Annotated in this window: 21 protein-coding genes and 1 pseudogene; 12 read left to right on the forward strand and 10 right to left on the reverse strand. The window is 61.1% G+C overall.

The window, feature by feature from the left end:
• Window positions 1–18 precede the first annotated feature (18 nt).
• Entirely contained in the window at window positions 19–1,428 is a 1,410-nt protein-coding gene (locus tag GM79_RS14510; RefSeq protein WP_035565107.1) for a sensor histidine kinase, read from the reverse strand.
• Between the two features lie 272 nt (window positions 1,429–1,700).
• Between GM79_RS14510 and radA the strand changes: the two genes are divergently transcribed.
• From radA to GM79_RS14525, 3 genes are all read left to right on the forward strand, one after another.
• Window positions 1,701–3,098 carry a DNA repair protein RadA gene (radA, locus tag GM79_RS14515; RefSeq protein WP_035565109.1) on the forward strand — a complete coding sequence of 466 codons (1,398 nt, stop codon included), beginning with the start codon at window positions 1,701–1,703 and terminating at the stop codon, window positions 3,096–3,098.
• 240 nt (window positions 3,099–3,338) lie between these two features.
• The gene (locus GM79_RS14520; protein ID WP_035565111.1) at window positions 3,339–5,195 is read left to right on the forward strand and encodes a TlpA family protein disulfide reductase; all 1,857 of its coding nucleotides are present in this window, start codon (window positions 3,339–3,341) and stop codon (window positions 5,193–5,195) included.
• A gap of 119 nt (window positions 5,196–5,314) precedes the next feature.
• Window positions 5,315–6,334: an SPASM domain-containing protein gene (locus GM79_RS14525; RefSeq protein WP_035565113.1), complete on the forward strand. Its 1,020-nt coding sequence runs from the start codon at window positions 5,315–5,317 to the stop codon at window positions 6,332–6,334.
• Window positions 6,335–6,558: 224 nt separating this feature from the next.
• Here the strand turns inward: GM79_RS14525 and GM79_RS14530 are convergent, their stop codons facing one another.
• The 6 genes from GM79_RS14530 to GM79_RS14555 form a co-directional block, all read right to left on the reverse strand.
• Window positions 6,559–6,900: a hypothetical protein gene (locus GM79_RS14530; protein ID WP_035565114.1), complete on the reverse strand. Its 342-nt coding sequence runs from the start codon at window positions 6,898–6,900 to the stop codon at window positions 6,559–6,561.
• 124 nt (window positions 6,901–7,024) lie between these two features.
• Window positions 7,025–7,246 carry a hypothetical protein gene (locus GM79_RS25810; protein ID WP_035565115.1) on the reverse strand — a complete coding sequence of 74 codons (222 nt, stop codon included), beginning with the start codon at window positions 7,244–7,246 and terminating at the stop codon, window positions 7,025–7,027.
• Between the two features lie 39 nt (window positions 7,247–7,285).
• Window positions 7,286–8,089 (reverse strand): inositol monophosphatase family protein, encoded by an 804-nt coding sequence (locus GM79_RS14540; protein ID WP_035565117.1) that lies wholly within the window; start codon window positions 8,087–8,089, stop codon window positions 7,286–7,288.
• A gap of 53 nt (window positions 8,090–8,142) precedes the next feature.
• Window positions 8,143–9,843, reverse strand: coding sequence for an apolipoprotein N-acyltransferase (lnt, locus tag GM79_RS14545; RefSeq protein ID WP_035565119.1), 1,701 nt, complete (start codon window positions 9,841–9,843; stop codon window positions 8,143–8,145).
• Window positions 9,824–10,594 carry a 16S rRNA (cytidine(1402)-2'-O)-methyltransferase gene (gene rsmI / locus GM79_RS14550; RefSeq protein WP_035565122.1) on the reverse strand — a complete coding sequence of 257 codons (771 nt, stop codon included), beginning with the start codon at window positions 10,592–10,594 and terminating at the stop codon, window positions 9,824–9,826. The genes lnt and rsmI overlap by 20 nt, the downstream gene beginning before the upstream one ends.
• Window positions 10,595–10,615: 21 nt before the next feature.
• Entirely contained in the window at window positions 10,616–10,918 is a 303-nt protein-coding gene (locus tag GM79_RS14555) for a 4a-hydroxytetrahydrobiopterin dehydratase (RefSeq protein ID WP_262489458.1), read from the reverse strand.
• 93 nt (window positions 10,919–11,011) lie between these two features.
• Here GM79_RS14555 and GM79_RS14560 point away from each other — a divergent pair, with 93 nt between their 5' ends.
• The 3 genes from GM79_RS14560 to GM79_RS14570 all read left to right on the forward strand — a co-directional run bounded on the left by GM79_RS14560 (window position 11,012) and on the right by GM79_RS14570 (window position 12,593).
• Complete coding sequence (locus GM79_RS14560) at window positions 11,012–11,509, forward strand: hypothetical protein (RefSeq protein WP_035565127.1); 498 nt, start codon at window positions 11,012–11,014, stop codon at window positions 11,507–11,509.
• A gap of 76 nt (window positions 11,510–11,585) precedes the next feature.
• Entirely contained in the window at window positions 11,586–11,804 is a 219-nt protein-coding gene (locus GM79_RS14565; RefSeq protein WP_035565129.1) for a hypothetical protein, read from the forward strand.
• Between the two features lie 90 nt (window positions 11,805–11,894).
• Window positions 11,895–12,593 (forward strand): metallophosphoesterase family protein, encoded by a 699-nt coding sequence (locus GM79_RS14570; RefSeq protein ID WP_035565225.1) that lies wholly within the window; start codon window positions 11,895–11,897, stop codon window positions 12,591–12,593.
• Window positions 12,594–12,642: 49 nt separating this feature from the next.
• Here GM79_RS14570 and GM79_RS14575 read toward each other — a convergent pair whose 3' ends face one another.
• Together GM79_RS14575 and GM79_RS14580 are read right to left on the reverse strand one after the other, a co-directional pair.
• A complete protein-coding gene (locus GM79_RS14575) occupies window positions 12,643–13,452 on the reverse strand; it encodes a hypothetical protein (protein ID WP_035565131.1) in 810 nt (269 codons plus the stop codon).
• The gene (locus GM79_RS14580; RefSeq protein ID WP_035565134.1) at window positions 13,449–13,937 is read right to left on the reverse strand and encodes a hypothetical protein; all 489 of its coding nucleotides are present in this window, start codon (window positions 13,935–13,937) and stop codon (window positions 13,449–13,451) included. The genes GM79_RS14575 and GM79_RS14580 overlap by 4 nt, the downstream gene beginning before the upstream one ends.
• A gap of 150 nt (window positions 13,938–14,087) precedes the next feature.
• Here GM79_RS14580 and glyA point away from each other — a divergent pair, with 150 nt between their 5' ends.
• From glyA to GM79_RS14600, 4 genes are all read left to right on the forward strand, one after another.
• Window positions 14,088–15,380: a serine hydroxymethyltransferase gene (gene glyA / locus GM79_RS14585; RefSeq protein WP_035565136.1), complete on the forward strand. Its 1,293-nt coding sequence runs from the start codon at window positions 14,088–14,090 to the stop codon at window positions 15,378–15,380.
• Window positions 15,381–15,487: 107 nt separating this feature from the next.
• Window positions 15,488–16,333, forward strand: coding sequence for a twin-arginine translocase subunit TatC (gene tatC / locus GM79_RS14590; protein WP_235184073.1), 846 nt, complete (start codon window positions 15,488–15,490; stop codon window positions 16,331–16,333).
• 50 nt (window positions 16,334–16,383) lie between these two features.
• Window positions 16,384–16,812 (forward strand): ribose 5-phosphate isomerase B, encoded by a 429-nt coding sequence (gene rpiB, locus GM79_RS14595; RefSeq protein ID WP_035565141.1) that lies wholly within the window; start codon window positions 16,384–16,386, stop codon window positions 16,810–16,812.
• Between the two features lie 128 nt (window positions 16,813–16,940).
• A complete protein-coding gene (locus GM79_RS14600) occupies window positions 16,941–18,929 on the forward strand; it encodes a sensor histidine kinase (RefSeq protein ID WP_161787185.1) in 1,989 nt (662 codons plus the stop codon).
• 129 nt (window positions 18,930–19,058) lie between these two features.
• On the opposite strand, the pseudogene GM79_RS14605 reads toward GM79_RS14600, so the two are convergent.
• Window positions 19,059–19,382, reverse strand: a pseudogene (locus GM79_RS14605) (aldehyde dehydrogenase family protein); the annotation flags it as partial.
• Between the two features lie 129 nt (window positions 19,383–19,511).
• On the opposite strand from GM79_RS14605, the gene GM79_RS14610 reads away from it, so the two are divergent.
• Both GM79_RS14610 and GM79_RS14615 read left to right on the forward strand, forming a co-directional pair.
• On the forward strand, window positions 19,512–19,943 hold the full coding sequence (locus GM79_RS14610; RefSeq protein ID WP_035565150.1) for a hypothetical protein: 432 nt from the start codon (window positions 19,512–19,514) through the stop codon (window positions 19,941–19,943).
• Between the two features lie 87 nt (window positions 19,944–20,030).
• Window positions 20,031–21,500: a hypothetical protein gene (locus GM79_RS14615; protein WP_035565151.1), complete on the forward strand. Its 1,470-nt coding sequence runs from the start codon at window positions 20,031–20,033 to the stop codon at window positions 21,498–21,500.
• The last annotated feature ends 266 nt before the right edge of the window (window positions 21,501–21,766 follow it).

Genomic DNA, 21,766 nt, shown 5'->3' on the forward strand with positions numbered 1-21,766 from the left:
TTAACAACCGACAAATAACTAAGAAGCCACGGGCAGCCACGCGCAAAACTCGGTGTGGCCAGGTCGGGAGCTGACTTCCAGCCGCCCGTCGTGCTGACGGATGATGCGCTGGGCAATATCTAACCCCAGGCCAGAGCCCGCCCCGGCCTGCTTGGTGGTATAAAACGGCTCAAAGATGTGCGGCAGCACTTCCGGCGGAATGCCGGTGCCGTTGTCAATCAAGAATATCCGCACAAAGTCGCCTTCCTGGCGGGCCCGAAGCGTGAGCGTACCGCCCTGGGCCGGCAGGGCTGCAATGGCGTTGTCGATGAGATTGGTCCACACCTGGTTTAGGCTGCTTACCTGGCCCTGCACCTGGGGCAGGCCGGGCGCGTAGTCGCGGGTGAGGTGCACCTGCTTTTGGCGTAGCGCAAACCCCAGCATATTGAGCGTGCTGTCGAGTCCGGCCGTCACGTCCAGCAGCTCGAACCCGCCGGCGCGGTCCATGTGGGAATAGGTTTTCACGTCGGCCACCAGCTTGCTGATGCGGCTGCCGGCCTCCTGCACGTCGCGGATAAGCTGCAGGGTGCTTTGCTGGCTTTCAAGCCAAGCAAAAGCCGCGGGCCGGGCCGTCACGGGCAGTGCCGCGGCAGCCGTGGCCAGCAGCTCGGCGGTGAGCCCGGTTTCGAGCAAGCCCGGCGCCAGACGGTAGCTGTCGGCCACGCCTTGGTCGGCCAGCCAGTCGGCCAGCTCATCTTCCCGCGCCGACTGTTGCAGAGGTGAAAGATGCGGCAACGGCATCGCATGTTTGGCCAGCGGCACCGCCAGGGCCGTGAAGGCGCACAGTGCGTTGGGGTCGGGGCACTGCTCAATCAGTTCGCGCAGGAGTTGCGGCTGGGTGGCGGCGCGCTGGGCCAGGGCCTGGGCGGCGCGGGCAATAGCGGCGGCGGGGTTGTTGAGCTCGTGGGCGAGGCCGGCCGAGAGCTTGCCCAGGGCCCGCAGCTTGTCGTCGCGTTCCTGGCCGCGGGCCTCGTCGCGGGCGCGGTCGCTCATCAGCGCCACCAGTCGCTGTATCAACTCCGGGCTGGCTTGTTCGAGGGCCGGAAAATGGTCGCGGTGCAGCAGGTAAAGCACGGTTTGGCCCACGCTCACGCCCAGCCCGCCAATAACGCGCAGCCGCGAATACGGCAGCACGCCACTCACCTGGCCTTGCTCGACCCGGAAACGGGGCTCCCGGCTGCCGTTTTGCAGCGCATAAAACTGGATACTGCCCTGGAGTACCGCCGTAAGAAATTCAGCCGGGTCGCCGGGCTGGAAAATGGGTTCGCCATCGGCAAATACCCGCCGCTCCCCATGGGCGAGCAACCAGTTGAGCACGGCCGCGGGCAGGTCGGTAAAGGCAGTGATGGCGGCGAGGTCGGCAGGGGGCAATGCTGTAATTTCGGGCATGACAGGAGAACTTGGCGAGGGCTGGAAAGTAAAACCGCAGCGGGTAGCGCGGAGCCGTACCTTGTGGTCCAATAAATAACGGTCCAACGGAGAAAATGCTTTAGCAAAGCACCGATTTCGGGCGGGCCACGTGCCATCACCGGTGGCTGCTCATTCGCCTGGGCCGCCGTCAACTAAGCGGCCTGAAAACCAGCTGATGAGGTTTTGGGGGCAACTTTTTTTGCCGCCACGGCCTTGTAATAATTGCCTCAACTTATTCAAATACGTCTTTTATGGCCAAAGCCAGAACTGTTTTTTTCTGCCAATCCTGCGGCGCGCAGTCGGCCAAATGGCTGGGCCGCTGCCCGGTGTGCGGCGAGTGGAATACCTACGTGGAGGAAGTTATTCAGAAGGAAACCGTGGCCACCACCACCGGCCAGTGGAAACCCGCCAGCACTGTGCCCGGCGGCAACACCAAAAAAGCCACTAAATCCGTTGCGCTCAACGATATTCTGGCCGAAGACGAACCCCGGATTCTAACTCCCGACGGCGAGCTGAACCGCGTGCTCGGTGGCGGCTTGGTGCCGGGCTCCATCGTGCTTATCGGTGGTGAGCCGGGCATCGGCAAAAGCACGCTGATGCTCCAGATTGCCCTGAGCCTGCGCCAGATGAAAGTGCTGTACGTGAGCGGCGAGGAAAGCGAGGCCCAGATAAAAATGCGCGCCGAACGCCTGGCCGACGGCCAGCACCCCGGCTGCTACATTCTGACGGAAACCAATACCCAGAATATTTTCCGGCAAATCGACCAGGTGCAGCCCAACCTCCTCGTCATCGATTCCATCCAAACCATGCACTCCACGCTGGTGGAAAGCGGCGCGGGTAGCGTGAGCCAGGTGCGCGAATGCACTGCCGAATTCCTGAAATTTGCCAAGGAAACCAGCACGCCGGTATTGCTCATCGGCCACATCACAAAGGACGGCAGCATTGCCGGCCCCAAAATTCTGGAGCACATGGTGGATACTGTGCTGCAATTTGAGGGCGACCGGCACATGAGTTACCGCATCCTGCGCACCACCAAAAACCGCTTTGGCAGCACCTCCGAGCTGGGTATTTACGAGATGCAGGGCGACGGCCTGCGCCAGGTGAGCAACCCCAGCGAAATTCTGCTCTCGCAGCGCGGCGAAAGCCTGAGCGGCATGGCCATTGGGGCCACGCTGGAAGGCAACCGCCCGCTGCTGGTGGAAGTGCAGGCCTTGGTGTCGCCCACGTCCTACGGTACGCCGCAGCGCAGCAGCACCGGCTTCGATGCCAAGCGCCTGCAAATGCTGTTGGCCGTGCTCGAAAAGCGCGCCGGCCTGCGCCTGGGCCAGCATGACGTGTTTTTGAATATTGCCGGGGGCCTGCGCCTCGACGACCCGGCCCTGGATATGGCCGTGTGCGCGGCCGTGGTTTCCTCTCTCAACGATGTGCCCATTCCCGGCGATGTTTGCCTGGCCGCCGAAGTCGGGCTGAGCGGCGAAATCCGCGCCGTTTCGCGCCTGGACCAGCGCCTTGCGGAGGCCGAAAAGCTGGGCTTCAGGGAGATGTACGTCTCCCAATTTAATGGTAAAGGGTTGGACCTGGCGCGTTTTGGGCTAAAAGTGCGGGCCGTGAGCCGGCTCGATGAAGTTCTGGACGGCTTATTTGGCTGAGCCAGAAGCAGGCTGATAATGCGTTGCTGGCGGCCAGGCTGGGGGAGGCCGGCCGTTGGTCTGAGCGTGACGGCTTAAAAAATGAAAAAGGACTGATTTGTATTTTATAAATCGAAAGGCCGTATCTTCGGATGGCTGATAGGGTTTTACCGCGAATTGTTTAGGTAGCTTTGTCGGTAAGTTCGGGTTTGTCAGTAATTGATGGTCCACACCATTCGTCTTCTGCTAGTTTTTTGTGATATGATATCTGCCTTCACCATTTCCGTACGCCGCTTGCTGGGCACAGTGCTGCTGGTGGTTCCGGTGCTTGCCCATGGCCAGACCAAACCCGTCCCGGCCGGGACCGGCAAAACGGCCGCCACCACTCCCACGCGCAAGAGTACTTCAGCAGACCAGCCTGCCACTAAAACCGCTAAGCGCAAATCGGCGGCAGATATCAGTGCGGAAAGGCGCCGAAAAGCGTCGGCTCCCGTTGCCGAAAAAGCCCCCAAGGCTGAGCCAGTGCCCGTTTCGGTCGAACAGACGGCTGTGGTAGCCGAACCCGCGCCGGCCAAAGTTGCGGCCGCAAAGCCCGCTCCCGCTCCTGCCAAAGCCGCGCCAATGAAGCCCTTCATGGCCCCGATTACGGGCACGGCTACGCTTTCCGGCCGGGTGAGCGGCTCCACTACAGATTCGGTGGGCGTCTCGCTGCGGGAAAACCCCCTCGACCCTACCGAAAGGGTTATTCGGGTGGCGCTGGGCGAAAAAGGGGATTTCAAGCTGGTGATACCCGTGCGCGGGTCCACCAAAGCAGATTTGGTGTATGGCGATGATGTAGCACCCCTTTATCTGGACGCGGGTACGGATATGGACGTGCGCTTCAAGGGCGATGACATGGCGGGCACGCTGCGTTTCAAGCCCAACGATGTGTCCACGGGCCTGGCTACCAAATTTCGCAATCGTGCGAACTTGACTGATGAACAAAAGCACCGCCAGCAAGCGGCCAATGCCAACAATTACCTGGTAGAAGCCGATGCTCAATTCGTGGAGAATGATGGCTTTCAGGTGCTGCCCGATAACATTCAGCTCTACGAGGCTCCTTTCCTTTCCTTTTTGGAGTACCGCCGCAAGCACCAACTCGAATTTCTGGAGGACCATTCGGCCAAGCAGTCCTTCACGCAGGATTTCTATAACTACGCCCATGCCGAAGTGGTGTATGCCTACGCCAACGACCGGCTGACGTTTCAAGACCTGCGGGAACAGGTGGTAAACACCGAAAGCCGCCTGAAAATGGACCCCAGCTACTACAACTTCTTGCGTGAGCCCGGCTTGCTAAATGAGCCCAATGCGGCGCAGAGCGAGCTTTACCACGAGTTTTTGCTGAACTACGTGCACTTCACCGTGGCCCAGGACAAGCGCCAGCGTTCCGACCCGGATTTTTATCCGGCCTCCTATGCGCTGGCCAGCAAGAAGCTCGCCGGCCCCACGCGGCCCATTATTCTGGGCCGGATTCTGCAGGAGTCCTTCCGGTTCGGGCATGTACGGCAGTCGGCAGCCATGCTGGCCGACTTCCGCACCTACGACCCCAAAAACATGTACTACTCCACGCTGGAGAGTGATTTCAACCGGCATAAGGATTTCGCCATTGGCGCTCCCGCTCCCGATTTCAAGTTAGCCACCGCTTCCGGCGATACGGTGAACCTGCATGACTATGTGGGCAAGCTGGTCTACCTCAACTTCTGGAAAACCACCAACGGCTTGTGCCTGCGCGACCTGGCCTACGCCCAGGAGCTGATACGCAAGTTTGAGGGTAAGAATATTACCTTCATCAACATCGCCCTTGATGAGAACGAGCAAGCCTGGCGCCAGCTCGTGACCGTGAAAAAGCTGCCCGGCGTGCAGGTGCGCGTGCCCGGCGGTGGGCTGCGCTCGCCGCTAGCCAGTGCGTATGCGTTGCAGGATGTGCCCACTTACATGCTGGTGGGCGAAGATGGAACCTTCCTCAACACCAAGCCCAAGCGCCTGAGCAGCCGCGCCGCCATCGACGAAATCAACCAGTCGTTTGGTAAGGCCAGCACCTACACCAGCGCCATCGAATTTACGGATACTAAGAAGTAGGCCGCACGCAACCTAAGTAGCGCGAACTTTGTAGTTCGCGTCCCTGCGCCATCCGGGCTCCGTCCGTTGGCGCGGAGACGCGAATTACGAAGTTCGCGCTACTGCTTTATCCCCTTCCCATGTCCGTGCTCACCGATAGTCTGAATGTTTTGTCGAAAGCCACGCCGTTGCGTGCCTGGAACGCGGTGCAGGTGGTGGGCTCCTATATTTTGAGCAAAATAACGGGCCGGGCCCGGATGGCCGGACTGCCCATGGCCCTGAGCTTCGAGCCCACCACTAGCTGCAACCTGCGCTGCCCGGAGTGCCCCAGCGGGCTGCGTTCGTTCACGCGGCCCACGGGCATGCTGCCAGCCGATTTGTTTAAACGAACGATAGACGAAGTGGCCAGCCGGCTCTGGTACCTGATTTTTTATTTTCAGGGCGAGCCCTACCTGCACCCGCAGTTTCTGGAGCTAGTGAAGTACGCGGCCGACAAAGGCATTTACACGGCCACCAGCACCAACGCCCACTACCTGAACGACGAAAATGCCCGGCGCACCGTGGAAAGCGGCCTCGACCGCCTCATCATCTCCCTCGACGGCACCACGCAGGAGGTGTACCAGCAATACCGCGTGGGCGGCAAGCTGGAGAAGGTGCTGGCCGGCACCCGCAACGTGGTGAAGTGGCGCAAGGAGTTGAAATCGAGCACGCCGCGCATCATCTTTCAGTTTCTGGTGGTGCGGCCCAACGAGCACCAGATTGATGACGCCCGGCAGCTGGCCGAGGCGCTGGGCGTGGACGACGTGTGGTTTAAAACCGCGCAGATTTACGACCATCAGCACGGCTCACCGCTCATTCCCACCATCGACTACTACTCGCGCTACCAAAACAACCTGAACGGTACCTGGAGCCTGAAAAACAAGCTCGTGGACCACTGCTGGAAAATGTGGCATTCCTGCGTCATCACCTGGGACGGCCTCGTGGTGCCGTGCTGCTTCGACAAAGACGCCGAGTACCGGCAGGGCGACCTCAAAACCGAAACCTTCCGCCAACTCTGGCGCGGCCCCAAATACCAGCAGTTTCGCGGCAGCTTGCTCAAGGGCCGCGACCAGATTGAGATGTGCCGCAACTGCTCCGAAGGCACGAAGGTGTGGGGCTGAGGATTGAACTAATAGCTTTTGGCCATTAGCTGACAGCTTTGCAGCTTACTTTCAGCTAATTGGGTTCAGTTGATTGGTTGAGGTTTTTGAAAGTGGCAGCTTGTTGGTTGTTCCGTGACAAAACGGCTAGGCCAGCGCATAAAAAAAACATCCGTTACGATAGCGGGGTGAATGAATTACCATTCACCCCGCTATCGTAACGGATGCCGAAAAGCTGGAGATACTTACTTGTGTTTTTTATCCAGATTCTTGCCAAGGCTTTCTACTTCGTTGAGAAATTCAAGCGTGTCGGTGTCCGCGTAAGTGCCGTAGGCCGACGAAATAGTGCCGCGGATGCCGTCGTTGGCCTCCAGGGCGTAGAGGATGGACATGTCGTCGGGGTTGCTTTCGCCTTCGAAGCGGTAGAAGTCCACGATGGTGACTTCGCTGGCCGCGTAGCTCTTTTCGGAATCTTGCCCGATGGTTTGCAGACGCCCGTCCACTACGTTGAAATCCTGGGTGAAGCCGTCCTTTTTGAGCTTGTTTTCGACGTTCACAAGGGAACGTTCTTCTTCTTTGTCCTGCATGGCGGTGGGTATTTAGGAGTAGTAAAGCGAAGCGGAACGGACAAAAGTAGCCCGCCCCCGCGTCGGCTATACGCAGCCAGGGCGGGGGCGGGTCATTAAACAACCAGAAAATTCGTCGGCTGCGTTATTGGCCGTTTCGCGCCGTGGCACGCGCTTCGATGGTGCGTTGCAGCGCGTCCACATCGAGGCTGCCGCAGGCACCGCCGCAGCCTTTGGCGCAGCCGGCCGCAGTTTTGCTGAAGAAGGCCCGCCAGAAAATCCGGCCCACGTAGAAAGTTGCCGCCACAAACAGGGCAGCAATGAGGGCATACTGAATTTCGACGGAAGTGAGGGCCAGCAGGAGCATACCGGGTAAACTGCGATGAGAAAGGAATGGTTTACGACGCTAGGCCCAGAACTCGCCGATGGTCTGCTGCATCTGGGCGTGAATATGGCCGTTGCTGGCCAGTACTTCCCGCCCAAAAAGTGGGTCGCCCGCCGCCAAAAACTGCGTGACCTGCCCACCCGCCTCGCGCACGAGCAAAATACCGGCTGCCACGTCGTACGAATTCAGGTTGTACTCAAAAAAGCCCTCGAAGCGCCCGGCGGCCACGTAGGCCAAATCGACGGCGGCCGAGCCCAGCCTCCGCACGCCGTGGGTGCGCTGCATGAAGGCGGCCAACAGAGGCAGGTAGCTGCTCATTCTATCAAAATCCTTGTAGGGAAAACCAGTGGCCACAAGGCCGCCGCCGAGGGTTAAAACGTCGGTGACGCGGATGGGCTGCTCGTTGCAAAACGCACCGCCGCCGCGTACGGCCCGGAAGCTTTCGTCACGGTTCACTTCGTGCACCACGCCCACCACCAGCTCCTTACGGTGCAGCAGCGCCACGCTGATGGCGTACACCGGCAGGCCGTGCACGAAGTTGGTGGTGCCGTCGAGTGGGTCAATTATCCAGGTAAATTCCTCGCTGTGGGTATCAGGGCCGGCGGTACCTTCTTCGGTGATGAAGCCGGCTTCGGGTAGCAGCGCCCGCAGGCCGGCCACGAGGCGGCGCTCAGTTTCCTGGTCCACGTAGCTCACCAAATCGTGCAGGCCCTTGTGCTCCACTTTGGCGCGGTCAAAGGTCGTGGCTTCCTGGCGAATGAACTCGGCCGCGGTGCGGCACAGGGCCGCCAAGGCCAGGGAAAGTTGAGCGAAATCGGGGAGCATAAGTTGAAATTAACGAAAACGCCCAGCCTCAATGAAGCATAGGAGCCTGATTTTTAGCGCGCGAGCTGCTTGTTGCGCCAGCCCTGCACCACCGCAATCAGCAAAAGCAGCACGGCCAGAAGCTGCGTGCCCCGGCCAATCAGTTCGCCGAAGCGGACGTAGAACGTCAGCTCATCGTTCAGGTGCACGGTGCTGCGGCTGGCAGTGGGCACCCAGGCCGGCTCGCGCTGCGTGACTTCGCCTTTTTGGTTGATGAAGCCGGTGAAACCCGTGTTGGCCGAGCGGGCGAGGTCGCGGCGGGTTTCGATGCAGCGCAGCACCCCGTAGCTGAATAGCTGCCGGTAGCCGGGCGAGTCGTGCCACCACGCATCGTTGGTGATGACGCCGAGCAGCGTGGCGCCGTTTTGGGCGTATTTACTCACAAAGTCCCCGTAAATGGATTCGTAGCAGATGATGGGCGCCAGGCGCAGGGCCGGGGCCGAGGGGTGGGCGGGGTACACGGTGCGTTCGGGCTGGCTGCCCACGCTGCCCACCGTGCCGCCAAGGTCGATGTGGGAGACAATGGAGGCCAGGAGCGGCGGAATTTTTTCCACGCCGGGCACGAGCCGCGACTTGTGGTAGAAGGCAATGGGCGCGGCCGCCGTGGCGAAATAAGCACCGGTATTGAAGATGTCGTAGTAGCCCAGGTCGTCGCGGTAGCGGGCGGTTTCGCTGGCCGCCTCCTTGCTGGGGTAAGAATCGATGGTGGTGATGCCCGTGAGCAGGGCCACGCCGGGATGCCGCCGCAGCCACTCCCGAATGCGGAGAATCTTGTAGTTGCTGTCAATATTATTCTGCCAGTACGACTCCTCAAGCGCGGTTTCGGGCCAGAGCACGAGGCGCGTTTGGGGCGTAAGCTTTTGCTCGGTCAGGTCCAGCAGGCGGGTGAGCTGCTCGTCGTAGGGCACGAATTTGGCCCCGCCTTCGAACTTCTCCGCGTACGGGTCGAGGTTGGGCTGCACCACCACGACTTCGGCCGTGGGGCCTTTTTCCTGGTACGTAGCGCCAATGAGGTACGATAGCGCGATGGGCAGTAGCACCGCCAGGCAGGGAATTAAAAATTGAAAATTAAAGATTGAAAATGACCCCGCAGATGTGATGCCGCGCCTTGAGTCAGCAGCAATTGCTGGGAAGTTATTTTTAATTTTTAATTCATAGTTTTTAATTAGAATCGCGAAAAACAACAGGTTCACCGCCCACACCCACACCGAGCCGCCCAGAAAACCGGTGTACTCGTACCACTGCACCCACTGCGGCGCGGCGGCAAAGCCGTTGCCGAGCGTGAGCCAGGGCCAGGTGAGGTCCCAGGTAAGGTGCAGCTGCTCAAAGGCAATCCAGAACACCGGCAGCGAGAGGTAGCCGATGCGGTTGCCCAGCCGCTTTTTGGTTTGGCGGAAGGCCATGAGCGGCAGGCACATGAGCAGGGCGTTGAGCACCACAGCGGCAATGCCGGCCGTAAGCTCGGCGTAACTTACCCACCACGTAGTGAGAGCGTTCCAAAGCACCAAAAACAGGTAAGTGTGGGCAAATACGCGCCGTTTGCGGGCGCCCTGCAGCGTGAGCTGGCGCTCCAGCAGCAGGTAGGGCACCCAGCCGATGAATAGCAGCGGCACCAGCCAGGCCGTGGGCCACGGCGCCCAGCCACCCCACAGCAGCAGGGCGCCCAGCACGGCCAGCAAGGCCGGCCACGGCCGGCTAGTCTTCGTTCTCGACATCGACATCGACATCGTCGTCGTCGCGGCGGTAGCGGTCTGCGCGGCCGGGGCGGGGCTCGCGAGGGGGCGGGGTAAGGTTTCCTTCGACGACAACGACAATTTCTCCTTTGATAGTGGGACGGGCGGCAAAATCAGCCTCCAGGCTGGCCAGCGTCCCGGTTACAGTTTCTTCAAATAGCTTAGTCAATTCGCGGCTCACGGACGCGGGCCGGTCCGGGCCCAGCACCTCGGCCAGCTGCCCCAGCGTTTTCACGATGCGGTGCGGCGACTCGTAAAAAATCATGGTCCGGGTTTCCGAAGCCAGCTCTTTCAGGCGCGTTTGCCGGCCTTTTTTCACTGGCAAAAATCCTTCAAACGTGAACCGCTCGGCCCCAAAACCGGACTTGAGCAGCGCCGGCACAAACGCCGTGGGTCCCGGCAGGCACTCCACACCCAGGCCCTGCGCCAGGCACTCGCGCACCAGCAAAAAACCAGGGTCGGAAATTCCGGGCGTGCCGGCGTCTGAAATCAGCGCCATTGTTTCGCCCTTGGCCAGGCGTTCCAGCAGACGGGGCACCTGCTGGTGCTCGTTGTGCAGGTGGTAGGAGAGGAGCGGCTTTTTGATGCCCAAGTGCTGCATGAGGCGGCCGCTCGTGCGGGTGTCTTCGCAGAGCACCGTGCCCACTTCGCCCAGTATGCGGATGGCCCGCAGGGTAATGTCTTCCAGATTGCCGATGGGCGTGGGCACGAGGTAAAGGACCGTATTGGGCATGGCGCAAAGGTAGGGACTGCGCTACGCGGATTCCGGGGCGTGCCGTGCTGCCACGGCATCGATGGCGGCGGCGAGCTGGTGGTCGCGCTTGGTCACGGCATTGCCGGCGTCGTGGCTGCGGAGGCGAAATTCAACCGTATTGTATTCGTTGCTGAACCACGGGTGATGGTCGAGCCGCTCGGCCTCGGCGGCCACTTCGGTGAGAAAGGCGAAAGCGGTTTTGAAATCCGCGAAGCGGAAGTGGCGGCGCAGGCTATTATCGGTTTCGGTCCACATAGGAGGGTTTTTTAGGGTATGGGGGTGGGAGGGTAGGAAAAGGCACAACCCAAAGGCAGGAACTAAAGTACACCTTTTAAGGGCCGTGCTCGCTTAGTCCCTCCCGCCCTCACACCCCCCATACCCTCATACACAAAAGCAATGGCCATCGACCCCAATAATCGCCCCGTTCGTGTCATCAACGATGACACCACTAATGAAGAAATGGAGGCCGGCCATCACATTCCCAACGCCGACCCGCCCAAGAATGAAGCTGCCCGCGGGGGCTTTGGCAACCGCGACGGCAAGCAGGGCTTTGGCACTGATAGCGAGGACGGAATTACGGCCGTGAGCGTGAATTCCGACGCCGACCAGGTGGGCCACCCCAAAGACAACATGCGTACCTCAGACGAAGGCCGCCCCAATGGTCCCAACCAGGATGGTCCCGACGACGAAGACGAGGCCGCCCTGCGCCCCGTGGGCCCGGTAGATGAGCTTGATGCGCACGACCGCCGCCCCGGCCTCGATGAAATGCGCAACCCGAATTCCCGCGTGGGCATGGGCCAGATGGAGCCCCGCCCCCTGCCACCCATCACCGGCACCGATACCAATGCCGAGCTGAACGACCCCGACGCCACCGATACGGCCATCGACCAATAGCAAGCACTGGGCCTACCCTCCCCGGCTACCGCAGCACAAAATCAATCCTTTCTTTCCACATTTTCACTTCTCCACTATGTCGTCTGATAACAGCAACCAGCAATCCAGCGAAAATAAAGGTGCTCCCACCGGCGAGGGCCTGCCCAAGGGCACCGGCGATTTGACCGTGAACGCGCGCGACGCCGAAACCCAGGAGCGCCTCGAGCAGGCCGCCCTCGATGCGGGCATCCTCGACCCGAACCGCAACCTCGACAAGCCCGAAATCGACAAGCCGGCCTACGGCGGCGGGCACTAGCTCACCGTTTGCGCTTTAGATTTGAAAACAAAATCACGCTCAGCATTGCTCAGCGTGATTTTGTTTTTTTCGACCCCAATAGTTTTCACCGTGCGCCGCTTCGCCACTACCGACCTGCACGGCTGCCTGCACACCTTCCGCTACCTCGTGGAAGAGGCGCTGCGCCTGACTACTGCCGACGTGCTGTACCTGCTGGGCGACTACGTGAACAAGGGCCCTGATAGTCGTGGCGTGCTCGACTACCTGATGCATCTGCAAGCCAGCGGCTACCAGGTGCACTGCCTGCGCGGCAACCACGACCAGGCCCTGCTCGACGCCGCCCGCCATCGCTGGCGCTGGGACTGGCTGGGGCCCCGCGGCCGGCTGCCCACGCTGCGCAGCTTCGGCGTGGCCCGCCTGTCCGACATTCCGGCGCGCTACCTGGAGTGGCTGGCGGCGCTGCCTTATGAGATTGAGCTGCCCGATTTCGTGCTCGTGCACGCCGGCTATGATTTCGCGCTGCCCGCCGCCGAAATGCGCCGCGACCATCACGCCATGCTCAATACCAAGAAGTTTGTTTTCGACGCCTCGCGGCTGGACGGGCGGCGCCTGCTACACGGCCATGTGCCCACGCCCACGGCGCAGGTGTGCGCCAGGGCTGCCACCCACCCCGGCGCCCTCGGCCTCGATACCGGCTGCGTATACCGCCACAATTCCGAGCTGGCCCACCTCACGGCCCTCAACCTCGACACCTGGGAGCTGACCACGGTGGCCAACCGGGAGCCGGGCTACGCCATCGGCAAGCGCTAGGGGCGGGCGCGATTTTAGTTCGCAACCGCTGTTAGCCACTTCAAATCTCCTATTCTTTGAGGGCGCCGGACGCCACGATGTGCCGGGCCAGCGCGCGGTAGGGACTTAAAGAATCGGCGGCTACGATGCGTAGCTGCACCAGGGCTTCGCGCGTTTCCTTGGCCTGCCAGTGGGCCATGCCCAGGTGGTAGCGGGCGCGGTGGGCCAGTTCGGTGGTGCTGTCGCGGGCACCCACCAGGCGCAGGTACACCTGGGCGGCGTCGCCTTGGTTCTGGCGCAGCAGAATAAGGCCGTGCACGTAGCGCACCGTGTCGGACCCTACTCTCACGGGGACGCGGTCGAGCGAGTGCAAAGCCGTTGAATAATGGCCCGCCTGATATTCTTTGAGGGTTTTGCTGAGAAACGGCCGCTTGCGCAGCAGGTTAGGCGTCACGGTCGGGCCGGGGTCGGGTTGGTAGTAGTCTTCCCAATCGTGGGCGATGACGGCGGTGTTGGGGCGGCTGAAGTACCAGGCCGCTACGACCGCACCTAGTAGTAAAAACACGCCCAAACTGCCTAAAATCATCCAGCGCCGTTGCCGGACTTTTTCCAGGAGCTTGGTTTTGGCCAGCGCCTGGCCGCGCTCGTTCATGCGTTCGTCGAGGGCTTGCAGGCGCAGGCGCAGGGTGTCGTGCCCTGCTGCCCAGCGCAGGTCGGCGGTTAGCTGCTCGTAGGCGGCGTAGGCGTCGGCCAGGGGCTCTTCGGCTTCCAGTCGCAGCTCGAAAGCTTCCTGCTCGGCCAGCGACATCTGGCCGTCGGCAAAGCGTTCCAGCTCGTCGAAGTAGGGCCGCAGGTCGGTAGAGGGAGTCAGGGGACTCATTTCAACAGCTCGTAAAGTTTGCGCAGACAGATTCCTTTTTGGCGGCGGGCCACAGTGGCGTTGGGAAAACCCATTTTGCCACCCATCTTCTCGAAGTTGTAAGCCCGGAAGTAAAAGTAAGTCAGCACTTGCTGGCAATCGGTGCCGAGCTGGTTGAACTGAGCCAGCAGTCGCTGGCGGCGGCTGGCCTCGGCGGCGGGCAGGGGCTGGTGCGCGGGCACGTGCGCGGCCAGCCGCTGCCGGGCCATGCCGTAGACGTGGGCCCGCAGGTCGGCGGGCAGCAGGGTGAGGCGACCGTCGGCCACTTGGTCGTAAAAATCCAGCAGCGTGTCTTGCAGTAGCCTGTGGGCCTGTGGCGCGGCCAGCTGGTACTGGCGTTGGGCCCAGCGAGCAAATAGAAGTCGGCTGCTTTGGTAAAAGTCAATCAGAAACTTCTGATTGCCGACGCGTAGCTGGGTGAGGGTTTCGGCGAGGGGCGCGGACATGGTGGAAAAGCAAAGACGCTGGCAAGTAACAACCGAAACAGTTAGGAGAGGACGCGGGAATGAGGCGACGGATAATGTGGCGCATTTTACCGGGGCTAAACTCGTATTTTTCAAATCTACTAACCCGCCTCGCCTGTTACCTTTGGACTTATGCAAACAGCCGCCCCCGCCCGCCTCCTCGATACCGCCGTTTTCGACCTCATCGCGCAGGAGAAAACCCGCCAAACCCACGGCCTCGAACTCATTGCTTCCGAAAACTATGTTTCGGAGCAGGTGATGGCCGCTCAGGGTTCCGTGCTCACCAACAAGTATGCCGAGGGCCTGCCCGGCAAGCGCTATTACGGCGGCTGCGAAATCGTGGACCAGGTGGAGCAATTGGCCATCGACCGCGTGAAGGAGCTGTTTGGCGTGGCCTGGGCTAACGTGCAGCCCCACTCCGGCGCCCAGGCCAACGCGGCCGTGTTCCTGGCCTGCCTCAAGCCCGGCGACAAAATCCTGGGGTTCGACCTGAGCCACGGCGGCCACCTCACGCACGGCTCGCCGGTGAACTTTTCGGGCAAGTACTTCGTGCCCAGCTTTTATGGCGTGGAGCGCGAAACCGGCCTCATCGATTGGGAAAAGGTGAAGGAAACGGCCCGCCGTGAGCGCCCCAAAATGATAATCTGCGGGGCCTCGGCCTACTCCCGCGACTGGAACTACGCCGCCCTGCGCGAAGCTGCCGACGAAGTGGGCGCCCTGCTGCTGGCCGATATTTCGCACCCGTCGGCCCTCATCGCCACGGGTTTGCTGAATTCGCCGTTCGAGCACTGCCACATTGTGACCACCACCACCCACAAAACCCTGCGCGGCCCCCGCGGCGGCCTCATCATGCTGGGCCAGGACTTTGAAAACCCATTCGGCCTGAAAACTCCGAAAGGCGAAATCCGCCAGATGTCGGCCGTGCTCGACGGTGCTGTTTTTCCCGGCACCCAGGGCGGGCCGCTGGAGCACGTCATCGCCGCCAAGGCCGTGGCGTTTGGCGAGGCGCTGCACGCCGATTTTAAAACCTACACCCAGCAAGTCGCGCGCAATGCGCAGGCATTGGCTTCGGCTTTTGTGGGCCTGGGCTACGATATTATTTCTGGCGGCACCGACAACCATTTGATGCTGATTGACCTGCGCTCGAAGGGTGTCAGCGGCAAGCTGGCCGAAAACACGCTGGTGCGGGCCGATATCACCATCAACAAGAACATGGTGCCCTTCGACGATAAGTCGCCGTTCGTGACCAGCGGCATCCGCATTGGCTCGGCGGCCGTAACTACCCGCGGGCTGGACGAAGCCGACATGGGCCGCATCGTGGAGCTGATTGACGAAACCCTGACCCACCACGACAACGACACCCGCATTGGGCAGGTGCGGCAGCAAGTGAACAACTGGCTGCAGGACTACCCGCTTTTCGCTTAACAATGGGTGAATAGCTGAATGGGTGAATGGGTGAATGGTCCTCTGGCCCATTTGCCCATTCACCCATTCGCCCATTTGCTCATTCACTCATTCACTAATTCCTTTCTGTGCAACCACAATCTTCATCGGGCGACCAGCACGAAATGTCCTTCATCGACCACCTGGAAGCGCTGCGCTGGCACGTTATCCGGGCGGCTATTTCGGTGGTGGTATTTGCCACCGGGGCCTTTTTTGCTAAAGACTTTCTATTCCACGATTTGATTCTGGGCCCTTCGCGCAACGACTTCTGGACCTACGAGATGTTCTGCAAGCTGGGCAAGTGGTTTGGGTCGACCGAGCCCTGCGAGAACAGCGTCAACTTCGTGATTCAGAACCGCGAAATGAGCGGGCAGCTGTCCATGCACATCAGCACTTCGTTTGTGGTGGGCATCGTGCTGGCGTTTCCGTACCTGTTCTGGGAAATATGGCGCTTCGTGAAACCCGGCCTGTACCCGCACGAGCGGAAGAACTCGCAGGGGGCCGTGTTCTTCGTGTCCATCCTATTTATTCTGGGGCTGTTGTTCGGTTATTACGTGGCCGCGCCGCTGAGCATCAACTTCCTGGCCTCGTACACGGTGGATGCCACCATCGAGAACCAGATTGATATGCAGAGCTACATCTCCACGCTCACGACCATGACGCTCTCCTGCGCCTTTGTATTTGAGCTGCCGATGGTGGTGTTTTTCCTGGCCAAAGCCGGGCTCATCACGCCCGAAATCATGCAGATGTACCGCAAGCACGCTATTGTGGTTATTCTGGTTCTCGCGGCCATTATTACCCCGCCCGATATTTCGTCGCAGATTATTGTGACCATTCCCATCCTGCTGCTTTATGAGCTAAGCATCAGCATTGCCCGTTCTGTGCGCCGCAGCGCCGTAGACCGCCTGAACAGCGAGCTCAGCAACGCCAAATAACCCCGGAGTTTACCAGGACTCGCCGGCCCTCCACCTTTATCTGTCATCCCATGAAAATTGCTCTCGGTTCCGACCACGCCGGTTTTTCGCATAAGGAAATGCTGCGTACCTGGTTGAGTGGCCAAGGCTACGAAGTAAAGGACTTTGGCACTTTTTCGGCCGAGTCGATGGATTACCCGGACGTAGCCCACCCCTTGTCGGCCGCCGTAGAAGCGGGGGAATTCACCAAGGGGATTCTGCTCTGCGGCTCCGCCAATGGGGTTTGCATCACGGCCAACAAGCACGCCGGCGTGCGGGCGGCCATTGCATGGCTGCCCGAGCTGGCCAGCCTGGCCCGGCAGCACAACGACGCCAACGTGCTGTGCGTGCCGGCCCGTTACGTGAGCGAGGCGCAAGCCCAGGAAATTGCCTTAACCTTTCTCAAAACGGATTTTGAAGGCGGAAGACACCAAAACCGCGTATCGAAAATAAGTTGCTGATATACAGGGTGTTTGAGTGTGTTGAAAATGCGCAAACGGTGCGGACTGGACTCTTTTACTTGAAATAGTACTAAAGCGGGAAATAGACGGCATAACGACTATCTTTGGCTAGCACAATGCCGCTATCCGTGAGTAGACTCGTTTTCTTCAGTAAGGGGCTCATGGCCCTGGTGTTGCTGCTGGCGGCAGTGGGGCAGGCAATGGCCGCGCCCCCAACTTCCGGCGATACCGTGGCTTTGCGCCAACAGCTGGCTACGCCGCTCCCCGACACCACACGCGTCCGGCTCCTGACCGCCATGTGCACCGCGTTGTACAGCGCCCGGCCCGCACAGGCCCTGCCCTACGGTGAGGCGGCCGTGTCGCTGGCCCGCACGCTGCCTCCCAACCAACAAGCCCCGGTGCTTTTGCACAGCCTGCTCCGCCTGGCTAGCTGCTACGCCAACCTGTCCAATGGCCCGGAAGCCCTTACGCTACTCACGGAAGCCCAAATGCTGGCCCACCGCCTGCAGAATGCCGACGCCCTCACGCGGGCCCATACGGCTCAGGGCGGCATCTACCACGAGCGGCGGGATTCGGTTACGGCCTGGCAGCACTACCGCCAGGGCCTGGAGCTAATGTCGCAGCCGGGCGTACGGTCCCGGACCCGCATGCGGCTGCTGGGCAATGTGGGCAGCCTGTTTTTCTTCCGTCAGCAGTACCGGCAGGCCATGCATTTCGATTCGCTTGCCCTGGCGCTGGCCCGGCGCGATGGCGACTCCACGGCCCAGTCCAACTACCTCTCCAGCCTGGCCACTTACCAGCTCCAGGTGGGCAATCTGGGCCGGACCAAGCGGCTGCTTACCCAGGCGCTGGCCATCAGCAGCCGGCAAAATGCCGTGCGCAGCCAGGTCAATCAGCTGATAATGTTTGCGATGTACTACATCGAGACGGGCCAGCCGGAGCGCACCGACGCGGCCACCCGCGAAGCCCTGCGGCTGGCTCGGCAAAGCGACTACCTGGAGCGGGCTCTCGATGCCTACGCCATTTTAGCCGCCGAAGCGGCCGACCAAGCGCGCTACCAGCAGGCCTACGAGTGGAACCAACGCTATGTGGCTCTGAACGATACGCTGAACAGCCGGCAGACCATGCAAGCCCTGGCCTCAGCGCAGGTTAACTACGAAGCACAGGAGCGGGCGCTCCGCTTGCGCCAGCTGACCGAAGAGCAGCGGGAGCAGGCCTGGCGCAACCGGCTCCTGGTAGGCGTGGTAGCTATTCTGACTGTTGGTCTGCTTGTTTCGGTATATCTGTACCGCAATTTGCGTCGCAGCCGCGCCGCGCTGGCGGCCAACCACCAGGCGTTGGAACAGGCGTCGGCTGAGCTGCGCAGCGTGGCCGAATTTAAGGACAAGCTGTACGCCATAGTGGCCCACGACCTGCGTGGTCCCGTCACGGCCTTTGCAGGCGTCACTAGCCTTATCGATTCCTACATTGCCCAAAACAACCAAGCCGGCTTGGCGCGTTTACCGGCACTGGTACGCCAGGCTGCCGATAGCCTCAACCACCTGCTCGACAACGTACTGAACTGGGCCGTGAGCCAAACCGGGGAGCTGGATTGCCGGCCCGTACCCTTACAGGTTGCCGAGCTTTTTAGCGAGTGCCAGGGGCTGTACCAGACCACGGCGGCCGCCAGCTGGCAGCACCTCACGGCGTCGGCCCCCGCCGGGCTGTGCCTGCTGGCCGACCGCAACATGGCCCGCACCATTCTGCGCAACCTGGTGGGCAACGCGCTGAAGTTTATGCCAGCCGAAGGGCGCGTGCACCTGGAGGCCGCTCCCGACCCCGACAACCCCCAGATGGTACTGCTAAGCTGCACCGACACAGGACCCGGTATGAGCGCCGCCGCAGTAGCCGCGCTCATGAGTGGTCCCGCGCTGCCTGCCCCCATTGCCTCGCCCCAGGCCACTGGGTTGGGCCTGGGCCTGGCGCTGTGCCGGGCTTTCGTGCACCGGCACGGGGGCACGCTGGTTATCCAAAGCCGGCCGGGCGCGGGCACCAACGTCACCGTCAGCCTGCCCGCTGCCCTGGAAAAAGCGCGAGAGGCTCCCGTGGCCGAATCCGTAGAAAGCCCGTTGGCCTAAAAAAAACGATTCAGCGACCAGTAAAAAGGCCGCTCCGGCAATACGGAGTGGCCTTTTCAATACTGCGATACCGCGGCTACAGAATGAAGCGCGTGCTCAGGAAGCTGCTTTCCTGGCTCTCCACAATGTTATTACAGTGTTGCCCATAACGAGAGCCGGAATCAGCACGCAGAACTTCTCGTTCAGCGGGTAGTTGAATGGGTCCATGCAGAGCACCACGCCTAACGGCGAGCGCCAAATCTGGCCAATAATGCCTTCCTCAATAGTGAAGCGCGACGAGTCGCGGTCCAGGTTTTTGAGGGCATCAATCGTGTTGTGAATGTAGGCCACGGTGCGGTCGAATTTCTTCTCCGAATCGGCCGCCGACTTGCCGATTTCCCACAGCAGCAGCAGCACGATTTCCGGTTTCCGAGCCACGATGAGGCGCGTGAATTTCTCCACCGCCGCAATGCGTTGGCCCCCGTCTGGTCTCGTTGGCCCTGCGCGTCACAGACGCGAAACCAGCGGGCAACGCGTCGGAGACGCGCGCCAGCAACTGAAGCAAAGAAGCCGTATGTTGGAGCCATAATTATTTTCTCCTCGATGTCGCTACGCCTTCTGCTACTCTTGAATTTCGCCGCCGCCGCCTACCTCACTGGCCTCATCTGGACGGTGCAGGTGGTGCATTACCCCAGCTTTGGGCAGGTGCCCAAGGCGGCGTGGGAGGCTTTCCATGCCGCCCACACCCGGCGCATGAGCTACGTAGTGCTGGCGCCCATGGTGGCCGAGCTGGTCCTGGCCGTCTGGCTGGCCTTGGCTGGGCGTGGGGCCTTGCCCGCCGGCGCCGGCTGGTGGAGCCTGGGCCTGGTGGTGCTGGTGTGGGCCGTCACGTTCTTCATTTCCGTGCCGTTTCACAACCGCCTGGCGGCTGGCTACGACTACATTGCCATTGATGGCCTCATCCGCACCAACTGGTTTCGGACGCTGGCCTGGACGGCGCGGGCCGGGCTGCTGGGCTGGCTGCTGGCGCGGTAGCCGTTATTCTTGATTGCCGGCGGCCCGCTCGACACAAAAAGCCCTGTCCCGGTTTGGAAACGGTCTTTCGCCGCTACTTTTAGCGGTATGAAACAACTGCTGTTCAGTATTTTCCTGCTAACGAGCCCGTCACTTTGGGCTCAGGCGTCGCCGGCCAGCGCCGGCCCGGCCGTCACCGTCGAAGTGAACCGCACGCACAGCCTGGTGCGGTTCGTGCAAACCCTGGCCGGTGGTAGCGGCAGCTACCGGGGTAGCCGCCGGGCCTTCGAGGCCAGCCGCTTCAATACGCCCGAGGCCAAGCGCTGGCTGCGTCGTTACCAGGGCCTGGACTACGAAGCCAATTTTGACCGCGACGGCTACCCCGCCGGCCGGATGGGCGGCGCGGGCTCCACCGAGCCCGCCTATCTGGCCGCCAGCGCCGACGCCCAGAGCCTGGCCGACCTGCAGCGCCGCACCGTGGGCCTGCTACCCAACGAGGTGCTGCTGAGCCTCGATAGCGTGTACCGCTATTTCACGCCCGCCTTCGACACGCTGGCCTGGCAGCCCCACGCCGCCGAGCTGGACCGGCTGCGTACGGACTACGCCAAGTTCTTGGCCAACAGTCAGCTGATGCAAAAATTCGGGCAGCTGCGCACTTTCTACGGCAGTGTCTGGCCCGATGAGCTGCCCTACCGCGTATTGCTCAACCCGCAGCTCGATGGGAAGCAGAGCAAGGATGGGAAGATTTTTACCAACCACGCCACCGCCACCGGCAACCTGGTGTTGCTCGACTGCCACCCCGTTTCGCGTGCCTTTGTGGACGGCACGGCCGTGGTTTTTCATGAAATGAGCCATACTTTGTCGGTACAGCAGCGTCGGGGCTTGCAGCAGCAGCTCGAAGGCTGGTACCTGCGCCACGCCTCGCCCAATGCCCGCTCGGCCTACAACCTGATGGAAGAAGCCCTGGCCACGGTAGCCGGCGAGTGGATTTACGCCCGGCAAACTGGCCAACCTGAAACCGGCGAGTGGTACCACGACGACTACATCAACCGCTACGCCAGGGCCATTTACCCGCTGATGACGGGCTACGTGGAGCGCGGCCAGTCTATCGATAGCCTTTTCGTGAGCCAGGCCATTGGCCTCTTCGACCAAACATTTCCGCAGGCCGCCACCGACTACGGCAACCTCTTCCGTAATGTGCTCTACTGGACCGATGCCGAGGACTTTCAGGCCACCGTGCGGCCGTTCCGCGACCGGTTTAGAAGCACGTTCACGTATTCATCGTCGCCCATTCTGAATTCGGAAAAAGCCCTGGGCCGCGCCCTGAGCGGCGAGGTGCTACCGGTTATTCTGGTTACGCGCGAGCACAAAGCCACGTTGCGCTACCTGCGCCAGCACCTGCCCGCCCTGCGCCGCCAGCGCCTCCGGCCCGAGCGCAGCTTCCTGCTCAGCATCAACGGCCCAACCGGCCCCCTCATTCTGGTAAATACCCATGACCCCGCCCAAGTAGCCGCCGCCGCCAAGCAACTTGAAAAACAAGGCCACCTGAATATGAAAGCGCCGCTGCTGCTGCCATAGCGGATGTTGCGAATGCCGAAAAGCGTTAGGCAGGGTGGTAGCGCGGCGTTTTGCCAAAGTGCTTGGCGCTATTGCGTCGTCAGATAATGGTGCCTTTTTTAAGCGCCCGCGCCCGGTTTTGTCGCCCTTAAGCAGTGGTGCAAAAGTAGGAGCACATTGAATGGCTGGCACGCAATTGATAATCAGAAGGAAAGCTTGCGGCCTGTAGCTTATTGCTCACCGCTTGATGCGCTTTCTGGCGCGGTTTTCGCAATGGCCAACCAGCG

Source organism: Hymenobacter sp. IS2118 (assembly GCF_000715495.1).
In the GTDB taxonomy this organism is placed as follows: Bacteria; Bacteroidota; Bacteroidia; order Cytophagales; family Hymenobacteraceae; genus Hymenobacter.